The sequence below is a fragment of the Nocardia sp. GP40 genome (assembly GCF_050434125.1).
GTDB lineage: Bacteria > Actinomycetota > Actinomycetes > Mycobacteriales > Mycobacteriaceae > Nocardia > Nocardia albiluteola.
This window is the reverse complement of the sequence record NZ_JBNPVW010000001.1, coordinates 602,022-618,427: the sequence shown is the minus strand read 5'-3', so window position 1 is coordinate 618,427 and position 16,406 is coordinate 602,022. Positions and strand designations below refer to the sequence as shown.

The 16,406-nt window shown below is 68.2% G+C and carries 19 protein-coding genes; 8 read left to right on the top strand and 11 right to left on the bottom strand.

Annotated features, from left to right (window positions below; genetic code table 11):
• Positions 1-33 precede the first annotated feature (33 nt).
• Entirely contained in the window at positions 34-1,197 is a 1,164-nt protein-coding gene (locus tag ABH933_RS02650) for a glycosyltransferase family 4 protein (protein ID WP_429414733.1), read from the bottom strand.
• A 101-nt stretch (positions 1,198-1,298) separates the two neighbouring features.
• Between ABH933_RS02650 and ABH933_RS02645 the strand changes: the two genes are divergently transcribed.
• Positions 1,299-1,472 carry a nuclear transport factor 2 family protein gene (locus ABH933_RS02645; protein ID WP_429415720.1) on the top strand — a complete coding sequence of 58 codons (174 nt, stop codon included), beginning with the start codon at positions 1,299-1,301 and terminating at the stop codon, positions 1,470-1,472.
• A gap of 54 nt (positions 1,473-1,526) precedes the next feature.
• Here ABH933_RS02645 and ABH933_RS02640 read toward each other — a convergent pair whose 3' ends face one another.
• The 3 genes from ABH933_RS02640 to ABH933_RS02630 form a co-directional block, all read right to left on the bottom strand.
• Positions 1,527-2,534: a hypothetical protein gene (locus tag ABH933_RS02640; RefSeq protein ID WP_429414731.1), complete on the bottom strand. Its 1,008-nt coding sequence runs from the start codon at positions 2,532-2,534 to the stop codon at positions 1,527-1,529.
• A gap of 30 nt (positions 2,535-2,564) precedes the next feature.
• Positions 2,565-3,575, bottom strand: coding sequence for an NlpC/P60 family protein (locus tag ABH933_RS02635; protein WP_429414728.1), 1,011 nt, complete (start codon positions 3,573-3,575; stop codon positions 2,565-2,567).
• Positions 3,576-3,769: 194 nt separating this feature from the next.
• On the bottom strand, positions 3,770-4,357 hold the full coding sequence (locus ABH933_RS02630) for a C40 family peptidase (protein ID WP_429414726.1): 588 nt from the start codon (positions 4,355-4,357) through the stop codon (positions 3,770-3,772).
• 552 nt (positions 4,358-4,909) lie between these two features.
• On the opposite strand from ABH933_RS02630, the gene ABH933_RS02625 reads away from it, so the two are divergent.
• Positions 4,910-6,754: a DEDD exonuclease domain-containing protein gene (locus ABH933_RS02625; protein WP_429414723.1), complete on the top strand. Its 1,845-nt coding sequence runs from the start codon at positions 4,910-4,912 to the stop codon at positions 6,752-6,754.
• Between the two features lie 78 nt (positions 6,755-6,832).
• Positions 6,833-7,108 carry an Lrp/AsnC family transcriptional regulator gene (locus ABH933_RS02620; RefSeq protein WP_215919045.1) on the top strand — a complete coding sequence of 92 codons (276 nt, stop codon included), beginning with the start codon at positions 6,833-6,835 and terminating at the stop codon, positions 7,106-7,108.
• A 40-nt stretch (positions 7,109-7,148) separates the two neighbouring features.
• Here the strand turns inward: ABH933_RS02620 and ABH933_RS02615 are convergent, their stop codons facing one another.
• Positions 7,149-7,439 carry a hypothetical protein gene (locus ABH933_RS02615; protein ID WP_429414720.1) on the bottom strand — a complete coding sequence of 97 codons (291 nt, stop codon included), beginning with the start codon at positions 7,437-7,439 and terminating at the stop codon, positions 7,149-7,151.
• Positions 7,440-7,589: 150 nt separating this feature from the next.
• Between ABH933_RS02615 and ABH933_RS02610 the strand changes: the two genes are divergently transcribed.
• A complete protein-coding gene (locus ABH933_RS02610) occupies positions 7,590-8,309 on the top strand; it encodes a DUF2637 domain-containing protein (protein ID WP_429454912.1) in 720 nt (239 codons plus the stop codon).
• Positions 8,310-8,353: 44 nt separating this feature from the next.
• Positions 8,354-8,770: a hypothetical protein gene (locus ABH933_RS02605; RefSeq protein ID WP_429414714.1), complete on the top strand. Its 417-nt coding sequence runs from the start codon at positions 8,354-8,356 to the stop codon at positions 8,768-8,770.
• A gap of 61 nt (positions 8,771-8,831) precedes the next feature.
• Here ABH933_RS02605 and qcrB read toward each other — a convergent pair whose 3' ends face one another.
• From qcrB to ctaE, 4 genes are read right to left on the bottom strand one after another with little or no spacing between them, the layout of a single operon-like run.
• On the bottom strand, positions 8,832-10,460 hold the full coding sequence (gene qcrB, locus ABH933_RS02600) for a cytochrome bc1 complex cytochrome b subunit (protein ID WP_429414711.1): 1,629 nt from the start codon (positions 10,458-10,460) through the stop codon (positions 8,832-8,834).
• Positions 10,457-11,611, bottom strand: coding sequence for a cytochrome bc1 complex Rieske iron-sulfur subunit (gene qcrA / locus ABH933_RS02595; RefSeq protein WP_429415717.1), 1,155 nt, complete (start codon positions 11,609-11,611; stop codon positions 10,457-10,459). The genes qcrB and qcrA overlap by 4 nt, the downstream gene beginning before the upstream one ends.
• Before the next feature lie 20 nt (positions 11,612-11,631).
• A complete protein-coding gene (gene qcrC / locus ABH933_RS02590; protein ID WP_429414708.1) occupies positions 11,632-12,516 on the bottom strand; it encodes a cytochrome bc1 complex diheme cytochrome c subunit in 885 nt (294 codons plus the stop codon).
• A gap of 57 nt (positions 12,517-12,573) precedes the next feature.
• The gene (gene ctaE / locus ABH933_RS02585) at positions 12,574-13,185 is read right to left on the bottom strand and encodes an aa3-type cytochrome oxidase subunit III (protein WP_215919038.1); all 612 of its coding nucleotides are present in this window, start codon (positions 13,183-13,185) and stop codon (positions 12,574-12,576) included.
• 328 nt (positions 13,186-13,513) lie between these two features.
• On the opposite strand from ctaE, the gene ABH933_RS02580 reads away from it, so the two are divergent.
• The 3 genes from ABH933_RS02580 (at position 13,514) to ABH933_RS02570 (ending at position 15,643) form a co-directional block, all read left to right on the top strand.
• Positions 13,514-13,960, top strand: a complete 447-nt coding sequence (locus ABH933_RS02580; RefSeq protein ID WP_429414705.1) for a hypothetical protein — start codon at positions 13,514-13,516, stop codon at positions 13,958-13,960.
• A 65-nt stretch (positions 13,961-14,025) separates the two neighbouring features.
• Entirely contained in the window at positions 14,026-15,081 is a 1,056-nt protein-coding gene (gene trpD, locus ABH933_RS02575; RefSeq protein WP_429414702.1) for an anthranilate phosphoribosyltransferase, read from the top strand.
• 100 nt (positions 15,082-15,181) lie between these two features.
• A complete protein-coding gene (locus tag ABH933_RS02570; RefSeq protein WP_429414699.1) occupies positions 15,182-15,643 on the top strand; it encodes a nitroreductase family deazaflavin-dependent oxidoreductase in 462 nt (153 codons plus the stop codon).
• Positions 15,644-15,708: 65 nt separating this feature from the next.
• Here ABH933_RS02570 and ABH933_RS02565 read toward each other — a convergent pair whose 3' ends face one another.
• Positions 15,709-16,161 carry a MaoC family dehydratase gene (locus ABH933_RS02565; protein WP_429414696.1) on the bottom strand — a complete coding sequence of 151 codons (453 nt, stop codon included), beginning with the start codon at positions 16,159-16,161 and terminating at the stop codon, positions 15,709-15,711.
• A complete protein-coding gene (locus ABH933_RS02560; protein ID WP_429415714.1) occupies positions 16,158-16,397 on the bottom strand; it encodes an AMP-binding enzyme in 240 nt (79 codons plus the stop codon). Before ABH933_RS02560 ends, ABH933_RS02565 begins: the two co-directional genes overlap by 4 nt.
• Between the last annotated feature and the right edge of the window lie 9 nt (positions 16,398-16,406).

Below are 16,406 nucleotides of genomic sequence, written 5' to 3'. Positions count from 1 at the left end.
GCGAATGCGGCCGGAGCGAATGCGGAGGTACGCCTAGCCCAAACGATCCGCGCCGCTCGACCGCACGTTCCCGTCGAGCAGGTCGCGCAGCCGCGCACCGCGGGCGTCCCACTGCCACTGCGACCGCACCCACTCCAGTCCGGCGGCGCCCATCTCCGCGGCGGCATCCCGGTCGGACAGCACCGAGACGATCGCATCGGTGATCTCCACCGGCGAGCGGCCGTCGACCACATGTCCGGTGCGGCCCTCCTGCACGGTTTCCGGTGCGCCGCCGGATTTTCCGGCCACCACCGGAACACCGCTCGCCGAGGCCTCGAGATAGACGATGCCCAGCCCCTCGACGTCCAGCCCGGCGCCGCGCGTGCGGCACGGCATCGCGAAGACGTCGGCGATGGTGTGGTGCGCCGCGAGCTCGGCCGAGGGCACCCGGCCGGTGAACACGACGTGATCGTCCAGCTCGAGGGCCGTCGCCAGCACGCGCAGGCGATCCTCGTACGGGCCACCGCCCGCGATCACCAGCACCGCGCCGTCGACCCGGTCCCTGATCTCCCGCATCGCGATGATCAGCATGTCCTGCCCCTTGCGGGGAACCAGACGGGACAGGCACAGGATGGTCGGCCGCTCGCCCAGGCCGTAGCGGGCGCGCAGCTCGGCACGCGCGGCCGGATCCGGTCGGAAGGCCTCGGCATCCACGCCCGGCGACAGATATTCCAGTGCCGCATGCGGTCCGAACGCGGCCGCGAACCGCCGCCGCGTGTACTTGCTGACGTAGGTGATGGTGTCGGTCGTATTGCCGATCGCGCGCAGCGACTGCCGCGCGCCCGGCAGCATCGACCATCCGACCTCGTGCCCGTGGGTGCTGGCCAGGATCCGCTGCGCACCCGCGCGCCGCAGCATCGGCGACAGCAACGCCAGCGGCGCGGCCGCGCCGAACCAGACCGTGTCGCAACGCTCGTCGCGCAGCAGCTTCGCCGCCCGCCGCAGCACCAGCGGCGTCGGGACCATCAACGTGGTGGGGTGGCGGATCACCTGGAAGGGTTGCTGCGCGTCGAACTTCAGGTGCGAATCCCCGCGCCACCGCGGCGCGTAGACGACCAGTTCGTCGGGCGGCAACCGCAGCGCCAGCGCGTGCAGGTACGACTGGATTCCGCCCGGTCGAGGGGGGAAATCGTTGGTGACCAGCAGGGTGCGCGCCATGCGGGCGAGTCTAACGAGAGTGGGCGACACCGTTCGCCCCGGCTCGATGGCCGTGAAATAACTTGTGCCGCATCCTGATCGCCGGTGGTATGGACACGTGACTGATTCCATCGCACTCGGCCGCCGGCGACGGTGACCGGGTCGCCCTGCGCTCCACGGTGCACGGCATGACCGAGAACGGCCAGACCGCGACGCTGGTCGAGATCTTCCGCGTCGCCGACGGTCGCATCGCCGAGTTGTGGGGCGCCAAGGGGATCCCCGACGGGGTCGCATAATGGTGCGCCGACACGCCGCGATTCCTGCCGCTGGACCGTCGTGACGGCGGCCGGTCACGCCGTCGCGTGGGATTTGATCCAGTCGCGCCAGCGGGCGACGAACCCGGCGTGGCCGATGCCGAGCGTCTCGCGCAGCGCACCGTCGAGCGCGGCCGCATCCTTGGGACCGGTTGCCATATGACGGTAGAAATCGACGAGTTTCGGCTCGCCGTATCGGTCGGCGACAAAGGCATTCGCGGACCAGCCCTGCTCGTAGGCCAGGGCGGCGTTGCCGCCGGGGGCCGGAGCGAAGGCGTCGTCGGACGGCAGATCCGCGGGTAGCACCGCCGCGCGAGCGTTCGCGGTCAGGGTGGGGGCGAGCTGGGCAAAGGCGCGATTCTCCCCGCGGTGGGCGGAGTATTCGGCGAAGCCCTCGAGGGCCCACTGCGGGGACCCGTCGACGGTCGCGGCGCGGGCGGCGACGTGGGTGAGCTCGTGGCGCAACGTGTCCCGCAGGCCATCGGCGCCCAGGCGATGGCCGGCGCCGACGCTGAAGACGACGCGCTGCCCGGTGGGCCGGGTGCCCGGGACGAAGGGATCCGAGACCGACGCGGCGGCAATCTGATCGGACACCTCGCCGGTGGCGTGGGTGAGGGCGGCGAATTCGGCGGGGCCCGACGCCACCGCGACCACCGCGGACCGCGCCCAGTCGGTCCCCCAGAGCTGGGTGACCGAGGCGACGGCCGCCCCGATGTCACCGGCCAGCGTGTCGACGTCGGCGCGCTGGTAGGGGTGCCCCAGCACCACGGACAGCCGGCCGTCCGTATCGGAAACCTGCTGTGTGACAACGGGTCCGTAGGACTCCATGGTCCGGCGCAGCTCGGTGAGCTGCGGATCGGCCGGAAGCGCCGGCTCGGCCGCCTCCGCCGCCGCGGGTGTGGGCCGCAGCGGCAGGGCCGAGCGCGGCAGCAGCACCAGCGCGCCCCCGATAGCGGTGAGGGCTATCACGGTCGCGACGGTGGCGACGAATTCGAACCGTCGTTTTGCGGCCAGCCAGCCGCGAACTTGCGTCAACGCAGTCATATCAGCACGCTCACGCTCACTTCGGTGTGGTTACGGCATCCCGATCCAGTACCGCCGCGCCCCGTAGTAGGGGAACGACCCCATCGGCTGCACCTGAACAGGCACGCCGAATGTCGATGCATGCAACAGCATTCCGTTCCCGGCGTAGATCCCTACGTGCGAGACATCGGAGTAGAAGAACACCACATCGCCCGGCTGCAACTGATCCCGGGCCACGGGGGTGCCGACCGTGACCTGCTCCTCGCTGGTGCGCGGCAGGTTGATGCCCACCTGATGGAAGGCCCACTGCACCAGACCCGAGCAGTCGAACTGGTCGGGACCGGTGGCACCCCAGACATACGGATCGCCGACCCGGGTGAGCGCGGCGGCCAGCGCACTGGTGCCGCTGCCGGGAACCAGACCCCGCAGCAGCGTCGATCGATCGAAACCGGGCGGGAACAGCGAACCGGACAGCGAGGCCCGGTCGCCCGCCGACAGCTGGCCCCACGCCCGGATCACCTGGGCGATCGCGCCCTGGAGATCGGCGCGCTTGCGCTCCAGATCCGTGCGTACCGCGTCCGCCTTCTGCTCCGCGGCGTGTGCGGAGTCCGCGGCCTTCGAGGCGATCGACTGAGCCGCGCTCGCCGCGTTGGTGGCCTTCGAGTACTGCGCGAGCTGCGCGCTGGTCTGGGTCTGCAGCACATCCAGCGTGGACATCTGATCGAGCAGCTGCTGCGGGGAGTCGCTGGCCAGCACCGAGAACAGCCGGTTGGTGCGGGCGCCCATATAGGCGGCGATGGCGGTCCGGTCCACGGCGGGCTGATACTTGTGGACCTGCGCCTGCGCCGCGGCGACGGCCTGATCGGCGATGCCCAGCTTCCCGTCGGCGTCGCGCTCGACGGCCTGCTTGGCGTTCAGATCCGCCTGCGCCTTCAGCGCCTGCTGATTGAGCTGCTCGGATTGGTGCGACAGATCCAGCAGCTTCTGCACGGCGTCGCTCGCGCTGGTGGGCGCGCCGACCGGGTCGGCGGAGGCGCCACCGCCGGATCCGGCACTGAGCATCAGCGCGCCTACCGCCAGTGACCCTCCTACCAGGCGTCTGGTTCGTCTGTTCCGATACTGGGCGGTCACTGCCTGCGCTGCCTCATTTCGTGTTCCGAGCTGGTCATCACGAAGGTCTCGATCAGGTTACGGAATGGCGACCGCCCGTGTCCAGCAGGGCACGAAATGATCACGGTCGCTGGACCATTGGTGAATCAGTAGCGGCGCGCCCCGGCGATCGGCATCGAGTACAGCGGCGCGACGGCGACGGGCTTGCCGTAGGTGGAGGCGTGCACGATATTGCCGTTGCCGACGTACAGGCCGGAGTGGCTGCCACCGTAGTAGGACACGACATCGCCGGGCTGCAGGCTGTTCAGCGCGACGGGCGCACCGGCGTTGAGCTGCTCGTAGCTGGTGCGCGGCAGGTCGCGGCCCGCCTGGGCGTAGGACCACTTCACCAGGCCCGAGCAGTCGAAGGAGTTCGGGCCGGTGGCGCCATAGACGTAGGGATCGCCGACGCGCGAGAGCGCGGCGTTGGCCGCGCGCTGACCGACGCTCTGGGCCTGGGCGGGGGCCGGCGCGGTGAGGCCCGGGATCTGCGTGCCGGGCGGGAGCAGGTTCGGCGGGATCGCGCCCTTCGGGATCGCGTTGAGCACCGGATCCGGCACATCGAAGTTGCCGACGCCCGGAATGACGACCGGGGCCGCCGAGGCGGGGGTGGTCGACAGCAGCAGCGCACTGAGGGTGGCAGCGCCGACGGCTCCGGCCGCAACGGCCCGGCGGGCGCTTCGGTTGATCGCCATGATGCGGTGACTCCTCATCTGCCCCGCGGCGCCGCAACCGGATGGTGCGTCGAGCCCCGCAAGGTCCGGCTCAGATTACGAACACATAACGGTCGCTTGTAAAGCCGTGACCACGCCCCAGCGGAGTTCGCAACTTTTGCGAAGCATGCGGCATGTGATATTTGTCATATCAATCACGAAACCATAACGATCGACTGTGACCTGGGAGTTCTCAGCAGGCTACCGGGGGGTAGATCCCGGTCGACGATTGCCGGTTTGGAATGCATTCGGTCGGGGAATCAGCATGTCGTCGGGATCATGCGGCCCTGAAGACGACCGAACAGTCCGAACTTTGCAGCGAACGACCGCACACGCCGACGGCACGCCTCAGGCATCGATCCGGATGATCTTCATACTCGAGACAATTGATCGCCGAATCAAATAAATGTGACCCTGCTCACATTTCTGTGCAATGAAGCGAATCGGCCTCACGTATCGAGTACCGCGCCGCCGAAATACCGGCATGCCGCGCGCCCGGATTTCCTGTCGTACCCCGGCAATACGCTGCACCCCGTGCCCCAGCCCGCGCCCCGACCGGCCCAGCTGGCGTTCGACGAGCTCGACACGCCGCTGTACGACATCACCTTCGTCGTCGTCGACCTGGAGACCACCGGGACCAGCCCGGACGGCGATACGATCACCGAGATCGGCGCGGTGAAGGTGCGCGGCGGCGAGATCCTGGGTGAATTCGCCACCCTGGTGGATCCGGGCCGCGCGATTCCCCCGCAGATCGTGCAGATCACGGGAATCACGACCGCGATGGTGTGCTCGGCGCCGCGCATCGAGGCGGTGCTGCCCGGATTCCTGGAGTTCGCGGCCGGGGCGGTGCTGGTCGCCCACAACGCGCGCTTCGACATCGGATTCCTGAAGGCCGCCGCCATGGCGTGCCAGACGGCGTGGCCCGCCTTCCAGGTGCTGTGCACGGTGCAGCTGGCCCGGCGGATCCTGCCCCGCGACGAGGCGCCCACGGTGCGGCTGTCCGCATTGGCCGAACTGCTGGGGGCGCAGACCCGCCCCACCCACCGCGCCCTGGACGACGCCCGCGCGACGGTCGACGTGCTGCACGCGCTCATCGGGCGGGTCGGCAATCTCGGCGTGCACAGCCTCACCGAGCTGATCGACTATCTGCCCGCGATCACCCGGCGTCAGCGCGCCAAGCGGGTGCTGGCCACGGATCTGCCCGCCGTGCCCGGGGTGTATCTGTTCCGCGGTCCCTCGGACGAGGTCCTCTATATAGGGACAGCGGTGAATCTGCGCCGCCGGGTGCGCACGTACTTCACCGGTTCGGAGACCCGCCCGAGGATGCGGGAGATGGTCACCCTCGCCACCCGGGTCGATCACGTGCCCTGCGCGCACGGGCTCGAGGCGGGGGTGCGGGAGCTGAGGCTGCTGCTGGCGCACACCCCGCCGTACAACCGGCGCTCGAAATTCCCCCAGCGCGCGTGGTGGCTCTCGCTCACCGAGGAGGCGTTCCCGCGCTTCACGATCACCCGTAGCCCGGCCCGGGATGCACTGGGGCCGTTCGGATCCCGAACTTCGGCCGCCGAGGTCGCCGCCCATGTCGCGGAGTATTGCGGCCTGCGCACCTGCACCACCCGCATCCCCGCGCACGGCCGCCACGGCCCCGCCTGCCCGCCCGCCGTGGTGGGCGGGTGTCCAGCGAACCGGAGCGAAACCTGCACCGGCGCGGCGGAATACGAGACCGCGCCGCGGGCCGTGCGCGATCTGTTCACGGGCCGCTCGGACGCGACGCTGCACGCCATGCGTGAACGGGTCGAATCCTGCTCCGCCACCGAGAATTTCGAGACAGCGGCCCGGATGCGGGACCGCACCGCCGCGGTGGTCCGAGCCCTGCGCCGCACCCAGCGCCTGGCCGCCCTGGCCCGCATCGCCGAACTCGTGGCCGCGCGCCGGGGTGAGGGCGGCGGGTGGGAGTTCGCGGTGATCCGATTCGGCCGCCTGGCCGCCGCCGGTGTCTGCGCCCGCGGAGTACCGCCCATGCCCGTCGTCGAGAAGCTGGTGGCCGCGGCCGAAACCGTGATTCCCGCCCGACTCGACGGCCGCTCCGCCGTGCCCACCGCCGATCTGCTGTACACCGATCCGGACGCCCCGGCGGCATTACGGCCGGACGCCGACCCGGACGACCACTATCCCCCGCTGCGCGGCGCGCTCCCGGAGGAGACGGGCCTGCTCGTGCGCTGGCTCGAGCAGCCCGGAACCCGCATCGTCAGCACCACCGACGGGTATTGCGAACCGCGGTCGAGCGCGGGTGCCTGGTTGTCCTGGCTCGAGCGCGCCGAGACGGCGGTGCGCACCGAGGCGGCGGGCCGGGACTATCTCGTCCACTCCGAGGCGTGACGCGCCGCCGATCGCCGCAGCGGGGCCGGATCAGGGCGATCGCACGCCCGGACGACTCCTGCAAATAGACTCGGCAGCATGATTACCGCGATCGTTTTGATCCACGCCGAGGCCGCCCGGATTCCGGAGACGGCGCAGGCCCTGGCGGAGCTCGAGGGTGTCACCGAGGTGTACTCGTGCGCCGGCGATGTCGACCTGATCGCGGTGGTGCGGGTCCGCGATCACGAGCAGATCGCCGAGGTGGTCACGGGCCACGTCAACAAGACCCCCGGTGTATTGCGCACCGCCACCCACATCGCGTTCAAGTCGTATGCGCGCACGGAGGTGGAGGCCGGGTTCTCGCTGGGGGACTGAGGATTCTGGCCGTCCGCCGCCGGGGAGCCACAACCGGCGGCTATCCGGTGAGGACGGACGCCCCGATCGAGGACGCCTTGGCGCCCGCGTCCACGGAGCTGGTGACTCCGCCGTTGCACCCGGGCAGCAGGTAGACGTGCGCCTCACCGGCGCTGTTGTTCACGATCCGCAATCGGAGCGGGAACTTGCGGATGGTGAGACAACCGGGGGTATCGGCATACGAATGGCCGTTGATGATCAGCGTGCCCTGCGCCGCCCGCGCCGGGGTGGCGCACACCAGGGTGCCCACGGCCGCACATCCGAGCATCGCCCCCACGATCGACATCCTCACATCTGGACTGTATCCAAAGCTTCCCCGCGCTACACCTACTACAACGAACCGTTTGCCCGGGACATCCGCATCCGAGGATGACCCAGCGCGCGGCAGACACGGACACCTGATCAACGGGTTTGCGGCAAATTAGCAGCTACGCTGCCTGGCATGTCAATGATCGGACCGGAACTGCCGGTCGACTTCGCTACGCTGAATGACGACCAACGATCCAGAAGTAGCTGGACGCGGCGGCTACGGTCGTTTCGGCCGCGACCCCTGCACGCCTCGGCGATCGTATCGTGCGTCGTTGCATACAAGGCGTTCGCGATGTCATACGACTCACTGCATCATCTCGCAACCCGCAACCTGGTCGCTCCCGGTCTCGCATCGAATGTTCCCATCGCGATCGACGGCTTGATGGTCGGCTCGGTCATCGCGACGGCGTCGTTCCGCAAGCGCGGAGCGGGGTGGTGGTACGCCACAGGTCTCTTCGTCCTGTCGACGCTGGTGTCGGTGCTGGGGAATGTCGAATATGCGCATGAGATCGGCGGGGACATCGTCGCGGTCATCCTCCATGCCGGAATGCCGGTCACGATGATGTTTGCGGTACACCTCACGCTCATGCTCTGGAACGACCGCAAGTACGGCGCGAACGCACCCGCGCTCGGCGCCGCCGACCGGATCGACGTCGACACCGTGGAATTCGTCTCGGAGCCCGCGCAGTTCGTCTCGGAGCCCGCGCAGGAGGAGAAAACGGCCCCGCTGCACGACGTGATCGCAACGCCGGTACGTGGGCTGCGGCACGTAACCCTCCCGCTCGACCCGCACCGTGCCGATGCCTTGCTGGGCGGCAAACACACTCTCGTCCACGCCGGGGAACGCAGCTGATCCCCGGATCCCGTCATGTCACGACTCGTCAACGGAGACAACGCATGTCATCAATCTCGTCACACCGGCCGGATGTGGGCCAATTCCGCGAAATTGCGGACCGGGTGGTATCGCTGATTCAGGCCAGCTCCGACCGCCCGGGGACTCTGAATCAATTCATCGAGGCCATGTCCAGCGCCGAGATGTTCACCGATCTTCTGATCGCGTATGCCAACCGGTGGTTCGTCGAGACCGGCGGCCAATCGATTCTCCTCGGGCCGGAGATGTTCTGGCTCCTGTCCTCACCCGATGCCCGCGGCGGCACTGTGATCGCCGATGCGATCCCCGAGGCCGACACCGCCCGTGGTTCGGGCGAGCGCAGCCGGAAGATGCTCTTGATCTGCCTGTTCGAGAGCCTGGCCCATCAGTCGTGGCCATCCATCGGCATCGAGCCCCGGATCCCGGTCAACGGGGTCGCCTGACCTCCTCAACAAGAAGGGCCCCGAGTCGTTTCCGACTCGGGGCCTTCGTTGTGGATCGAACTCAGTGCTCGTGCCCGCCGCCCTCACCGGCAGCCTGATCCTGGTACTCGGCCAGGATCTCCAGCTGCTTGTGGTGCTCGGCGTGCTCGATCGCGGTGAGCTCCGTGGCCTGGGCCGCGGGGTCCGCCTTGAGGAACGAGCCCATGCCCGGCTTGCCCGCCAGACCCAGCTTGTTCATCTTCTTGGGCACGGTCGCGCCCTGGTACTCCAGCGGGATCGGGTGGCCGTGCTCGTCGACCGGGCCCAAGGGCTGGTGGATCTCGATGTACTCACCGTGCGGCAGGCGCTTGATGACGCCGGTCTCGATGCCGTGCTCGAGCACCGCCCGGTCCGCACGCTGCAGGCCCAGGCAGAACCGGTACGCCAGCAGGTAGGCGATCGGCGGCGCGGTCAGCAGCGCGATGCGGAAGAACCACGTTGTCGCGTTCAGCGAGAGGTCGAACTTCAGCGCGATGATGTCGTTGTCACACGCGAAGGTCAGCACCAGGTAGAACGCGATCGCCATCGCGCCGATCGCGGTGCGCACCGGCACATCTCGCGGACGCTGGAGCAGGTTGTGCCGGGCGTAGTCGCCGGTCAGGCGCTTCTCGATGAACGGGTAGGCGATCAGGACCCCGAACACCAGGCCCATGATCAGCGCGACCCAGAACGGCGCCGGAACCGTGTACCGGCCCAGATACAGCTCCCACGGCGGCATCAGACGGGCCAGGCCGTCCGTCCACATCATGTAGAAGTCCGGCTGCGAACCCGCGGAAACCTGAGAGGGGTTGTAGGGACCCAGGTTCCAGATCGGGTTGATCTGCAGCACGCCACCCATGACCGCGACGATGCCGAGGGTGAACATGAAGAACGCACCCTGATCGGCGGCGAACACCGGGACGATGCGCGCGCCGACGACGTTCTTCTCGGTGCGGCCCGGTCCGGGGAACTGCGTGTGCTTCTGGTACCAGACCAGTGCCACGTGCGCCGCGATCAACGCCAGGATGATGCCCGGCAACAGCAGCACGTGCGCGACGTACAACCGCGGAATGATGATCGTGCCCGGGAAGTCACCGCCGAATATCAGCCAGTGCATCCACGTGCCAATCACCGGAATGCCCATCGTGATACCGCCGAACGCGGCGCGCAGGCCGGTGCCCGAGAGCAGGTCGTCCGGGATCGAGTAGCCGAAGAAGCCCTCGAACATCGCCAGGATCAGCAGCAGCGAGCCGATGATCCAGTTCGCCTCGCGCGGCTTGCGGAACGCGCCGGTGAAGAAGATGCGCAGCAGGTGGATGATGATCGACGCCGCGAACAACAGCGCCGCCCAGTGGTGCACCTGGCGCACGAACAGGCCACCGCGCACCTCGAAGGTGATGTTCAGCGCCGATTCGAACGCCCGCGACATCGTGACGCCGCGCAGCGGCTGGTAGGCGCCGTTGTAGACGACATCGGTCATCGACGGATCGAAGAACAGAGTCAGGTACACACCCGACAGCAGCAGGATGATGAACGCGTACAGCGCGATCTCACCCAGCAGGAACGACCAGTGGGTCGGGAAGACCTTGTTGATCGAGCGCTTGACGAAGGCTGCCATGTGGTAGCGCTCGTCCATTTCGTTGGCCTGTGCGGCCGCTTTGCTAGGGCTCATGAACGACGCTCCCAGTAGGCCGGTCCGAGCGGCTCGATGAAGTCGCCGTTGGCGACCAGGTAGCCCTCGGTGTTGACGGTGATCGGCAGCTGCGGCAGGGCGCGCGCGGCGGGACCGAAGATCGGCTTACCCCAGTGAAGCGCGTCGAACTGCGACTGGTGGCAGGGGCACAGGATGCGGCTGTCCTGCTGCTCGAAGAGCGAGGTCGGGCAGCCCAGGTGGGTGCAGATCTTCGAGTAGGCCCAGTAGTCGCCGAAGTTGAAGCTCTCCTGGCCCTTGCGCTTGACCGCCTTGGCGGAATCCTCGGGACGGAAGCGAATCATCATGACCGCGTTGCGGATACCGCGCAGCGATTGCAGGGTCTCCTCCTCGTTGCCGCGCCACTCTTCCTTCCACGGGAACACCGTCTCCATGCCACCCGCGTCGAGATCCTCGGGCCGCACCAGCACGATGTCCGAGGGACGACCGGTGTCCTTGCGGATGTAGATGGTCTGGCCCGGGTAATCCGGGGTCCAGCCCGACACCCACAGGGGCGACTTCTTGCCCTGCGCCCACGGGTTCTTGATCAGGCCGCCGACGAAGACGAACAGCGCGCCCACGCCGAGCACACCCAGGCCCAGGCCCGCGGTGCGGGTGATCAGCTTGCGGCGGGCCAGCGTGGAGGTCTCCAGCGCGTCGCTCAGCTCGGCGACCAGCGTCTTGCGCTCGACCTCGGGCGAGGCGCCATCGTGGCGATCCTGGATGGAGATTTCCGGCGGGATGAACTTCTTGCGGATCAGCACCATCGCCACGCCGATGGCCAGCACCGCGACGCCCAGCAGCAGGCCGTACAGCGGGGTGGTCAGCGAATAGATGCCCGCTCCGGACTCGTCGCGGGACTTGTACTGCCACGGCCAGAACAGGAAGACGCCGATCAGCGCGATACCCGCGATGGTCGACAGGACGAACCAGAACGCCACCTGGCGCTCGGCCCGCTTCTCAGCGCGCGTGCCCGGAACCGGCCAGCGCGGCGCGCGGTAGGCGACGTCGACGCCGTCCCGCTTGGTGCCGAGCTCGACCAGCTCGGCCTGCGACATCGCCTCGAGCTGTTCCTCGGAGGGGTTGAGGTTCTCGGGCGGGGTTGCGGCAGTGCCGTCCTCGGGCCGGCCCATGTCGTTGTGCTCCTTATCTGTCATGAGCGGGATCCGATCCACATCGCCGCACCGACGACGGCCACGATCCCGATCACCCACATCGCCAGGCCCTCGGTCGCGGGACCGAAACCACCCAGGCCGTAGCCGGCCTCGGGGTGCGACTCGGTGCGGTTCTTGATGTACGCGATGATGTCGCGCTTCTCGTCCGGGGTCAGCTGACGGTCGGAGAACTTCGGCATGTTCTGCGGGCCGGTGAGCATCGCGGTGTAGATCTGCTGCTCGCTGGCCGGGGCCAGCGGCGGGGCGAACTTACCGGAGGACAGCGCGCCGCCCTTGCCGGTGAAGTTGTGGCAGGACGCGCAGTTCATGCGGAACAGCTCGCCGCCGACGCCGAGGTCGGCGTTCTTGATCAGCGACTCCTGCGCGATCTTGCCGTCCGCGTCGCGCACGACGCTGGGGCCGCCGCCGTTCGAGGCGATGTACGCCATCAGCGCGTCGGTCTGCGCCTCGTCGAACTTCGGGGTCTTGCGCACGATCTGCGCGGCGTTCCACGGCGCGGGCATGCGGCCGGTGGACACCTGGAAGTAGACCGCGGCCGATCCGACGCCGATGAGGCTGGGGCCGCGGTCCTGCACGCCCTGCAGATTCGCACCGTGGCACGTGATGCAGGAGGTGTCGTAGAGCTGCTTGCCCTGGCGGATCAGCGAGGACTGGTCCTCGTCCGCGGTGGCGACCTGCGCGTGCGGGGTGAGCGCCGTGGCGGCGAAGCCGGCTCCGACCAGAGCCATCAGAAGTACCAGCCCACCGGCCAGCTTCCGGCGCATCCGGCGCTGTTTGCGGGTCTTGGTTGCCTGAGGGTTCCCGGCGCTGCCGACCCCTGGGCTGCTGGGCCCTTCTGGCACTGACGGGGGTGATGAACTCATCTAAAGTCCCTTTGGAGTAGACGGAACCGACTGATGCTGAAGTTGTCGCCCAGCGGGCTAGCGCACGAAGTAGATCGTGGCGAACAGCCCGATCCAGACGATGTCGACGAAGTGCCAGTAGTAGGAGACGACGATCGCGGCCGTCGCCTGCGCCGGGGTGAACTTGCTGACCTTCGTGCGGATCAGCAGGAAGATGAACGCGATGAGACCGCCGATGACGTGCAGACCGTGGAAGCCGGTGGTGATGAAGAACACCGAGCCGTAGACGCTGCTCGAGATCGAGGTGCCCTCGGAGTACAGGCCGTGGTACTCGGTGGCCTGACCGCAGACGAAGAACAGCCCCATGAAGAAGGTCAGCACGTACCAGCGGCGCAGACCGAACACGTCGCCCTTCTCCGCCGCGAACACGCCCATCTGGCACGTGAACGACGAGGCGATCAGCACGGCCGTGACCGGCACGGCGAGCTTCATGTCGAGTTTCGTCGGCTCCGGCGGCCAGACACCGTGGGCCTGGGCGCGGGCGACGAAATACATGGCGAAGAGGCCGGCGAAGAACATCAGCTCGCTCGACAGCCAGATGATGGTTCCGACGCTGACCATGTTGGGCCGGTTCAGCGAGTGCACACGCTGAGTTATGGCCGATCCTGGGGTCCCTACTGCGGTCGTCACGCCGGTAAGTATGACTCGTCGTAGTACGACAGGAGTACCCGGGTGCGAAAGTTGATGTTCCATGTCGGAACCCGCAGGGCTGGACGAGGTCTCATCCTCGTCCCGGCGTGCCCGTCCGGCTCACTGATCTTGGCAGGTCGGGGCCGGTTCTGCGGCGATTACACGGTCGATCCGCACCGACCCACCGGGGTCGGCCGGCTTGGCACCTACGGGCAATATTCGGCTTCTATTGTTGTGCAACGGGCGAGCGCGGCGTGCGGTTCCCGCCCGAGGAAACGGTCGGTTCCGGCGGGGTTCGGTACCCGATTTTCGGCGAGGGAGGAATGGGATGGGTGTGCGGGCGGCGTGGCGGCGACTCCTCGGGCGGGACGAGACGACGGCGTGGGATCCCGCGCGCGGGGATCTGGTGGTCGTGGTGTCGAGTTTCGACGACGTCGAATCCTGTTCGGCCGCGCTGGAAAGGGCCGTGAGCTGGACCGCGGCGGCGCCCGCGCTGCTGCGGCACCATCTGCGGATTCCGGCCGAGCAGGTCGAGGCGGTCGTCGCGATCGCCGCTCAGGACGACTACTCCCCCGCCGGGGCCGCCGCACCGGATCCCGAGCTGGTAATCCCCGGACCCGAGAACGGCGCGACGACAGTGGATTTGCTGCTGCAGCGGGTGCTGGTCCTCGATGCGCTGCATTGCTCGCGGGAGCGCTCCCGGATGGCCGGCCTGGCCCAGCGGCACGAGGGCTCGGTTTCGGGGTGGGACGCGCTGCAGCCCGAGCGAAACTAAGGTTGTCCTGCGGCATTAGGCTGCTACGAGCACGTGAGTGCGGAATATGCGACAGGAGACGTTTGATGAGCGCGCGCACCTGGCCGGGGATCCTCGGGACCCTCACCGACGGGGTCGATCTGACCGCGGAGGAGGCGGCGTGGGTGATCGACGAGATCTTCTCCGACAACGCCACGCAGGCGCAGATCGCCGCCTTCGGGGTCGCCGTCAAGATGAAGGGCCCGACCCCCACCGAGCTGGCCGGGTTCGCGGCGGGCATGCTCGGGCGCGCCAAGCAGGTGCCGCTGGATGCCGAGGCGATCGATATCGTCGGTACCGGGGGCGATCGGTCGGGCACCGTCAACATCTCCACGATGTCCTCGATCGTGGTGTCCGCTGCGGGGATTCCGGTGGTCAAGCACGGCAACCGGGCCGCGTCCTCCAAGAGCGGCGGCGCCGACGTGCTCGAGGCGCTGGGGGTGAAGATCGCGCTGGGCCCGAAGTCGGTGGCGCACTGCGTGCGCGAGGTGGGTATCGGGTTCTGTTTCGCGCCGATGTTCCACTCCGGGCTGCGCTATGCCAGCCCGGCGCGCGCCGAGATCGGCATCCCCACGGTCTTCAATGTGCTGGGACCGCTGACGAATCCGGCCCGGCCGAAGGCGGGGCTGATCGGTTGCGCGTTCGCCGATCTGGTTCCGGTGATCGCCGGCGCATTCGCCGACCGTGGCTCGAACGCCCTGGTGGTGCGGGGTAACGACGGCCTGGACGAGATCACCACGGCCGACACCACCGACGCCTGGATCGTCACGGGCGGGCAGTTGTCGCGGACCGCGATCGATCCGGACCGGCTGGGCATCGACCGCGTGCCACCGGAGGCGCTGCGCGGCGGCGACGCGTCGGTGAACGCCGCGATTGCCCGCGACATGTTCGCCGGGGCGCCCGGCGCCGTCCGCGACGCGGTACTGCTCAACTCCGCCGCGGCGATCGTCGCCTTCGAGCTCACCCCGGACAGCGCGGGCGTGGATATCCACGATGCCCTGGCCGGCGCCCTGATCCGGGTCGCCGACGCCGTCGACTCCGGCGCGGCGACGGACCTGCTGGACCGCTGGGCCGCCTTGAGCAACAAGCTGGGCGCCGACTGAGCCGAACCTCGCTCGAGGGCGGTTCCCCGTCCGCATTCCGGGTGTATGCCGGGCTGAACGTCACTAGAATTGCGGTCAGCACCCATCGAGGAGCGACGGCATGAGCTTCCAGAAGATTCCTGCAGGTAAGCGTGGCAATCCGGCGATGCGGATCAATCCGGTCACACAGTTCATGATCACGGCGATGCAGCGGTTTCACCGGTTCCGGGGCGACCGGTTCATGGGGATGGATCTGCTGTATCTGACCACCGTGGGCGCGAAGTCCGGCCAGGAGCGGCAGGTGACGCTGAGCCGGTTCCCCACCGAGAAGGGCTGGCTGATCGTCGCCTCGGCGGGCGGGGCGAAGGTGCAGCCTGCCTGGTACCACAACATCGCCACACACCCGGATCAGGTGTGGGCCGAGGTGGGCGGCAAGTCGTTCCGGGTGCGAGTGGAACAACTCGAGGGTGACCGGCGCGCGGACGCCTGGAAACGCATCAAGGCCGAGCAGCCCCGCTACGCCGGCTACGAAGACAAGACCGACCGCCTGATCCCCATCCTCGAACTGACCCCGGCCACCTAGCGATTGCGTGGCGCGGCCGGCCACCGGCAGCCGATCGACTCGGCGGCCGGTGGGCATGGCGGCACTCAGGACATATAGCGCACGATGCTCTCGGCGACGCAGGCCGGTTTCTCCGCACCCTCGAGTTCGATCGTGACGGTGCGGTCGGCCTGCAGGCCACCGGGGATGTCGCGGACCGCGTCCAGGGTGACGCGGGCACGGATGCGGCCGCCGACGGGAACCGGGGTGATGAACCGAACCTTGTTGAGGCCGTAGTTGATTCCCATCCGGATGCCCGCGACGGTGGTGGCCTGACCGACCAGGGGCACCGACAGGGACAGGGTGAGGAAGCCGTGCGCGATGGGGCCACCGAACGGGCCCTGGGCCGCGGCCGCCGGGTCGACGTGGATCCACTGGTGATCGTCGGTGGCGTCGGCGAAGGTGTTCACCCGCTGCTGGTCGATCGTCATCCAGTCGCTGACACCGATCTCGGTGCCCACGGCCGACTTCAGCTCGTTCAGATCCGCGAAATCTGTCATCGGTAGCGCTCCTTCAATTCTCGTTTGAGCACCTTGTGCGTGGGGCCCAGGGGCAACTCGTCGACGAACTCCACGCGGCGCGGGTACTTGTACCGCGCCACATGTTCCCTGGCGTATTCGATCACCTCATCGGCCGTCAGGGGCCCGGATGGCACGACCACGGCCAGAATTTCCTCGCCATAGGCCTCGTCGGGCACGCCGATGATCGCCACCTGCGAGATATTCGGATGCCGCAGCAGCCGTCG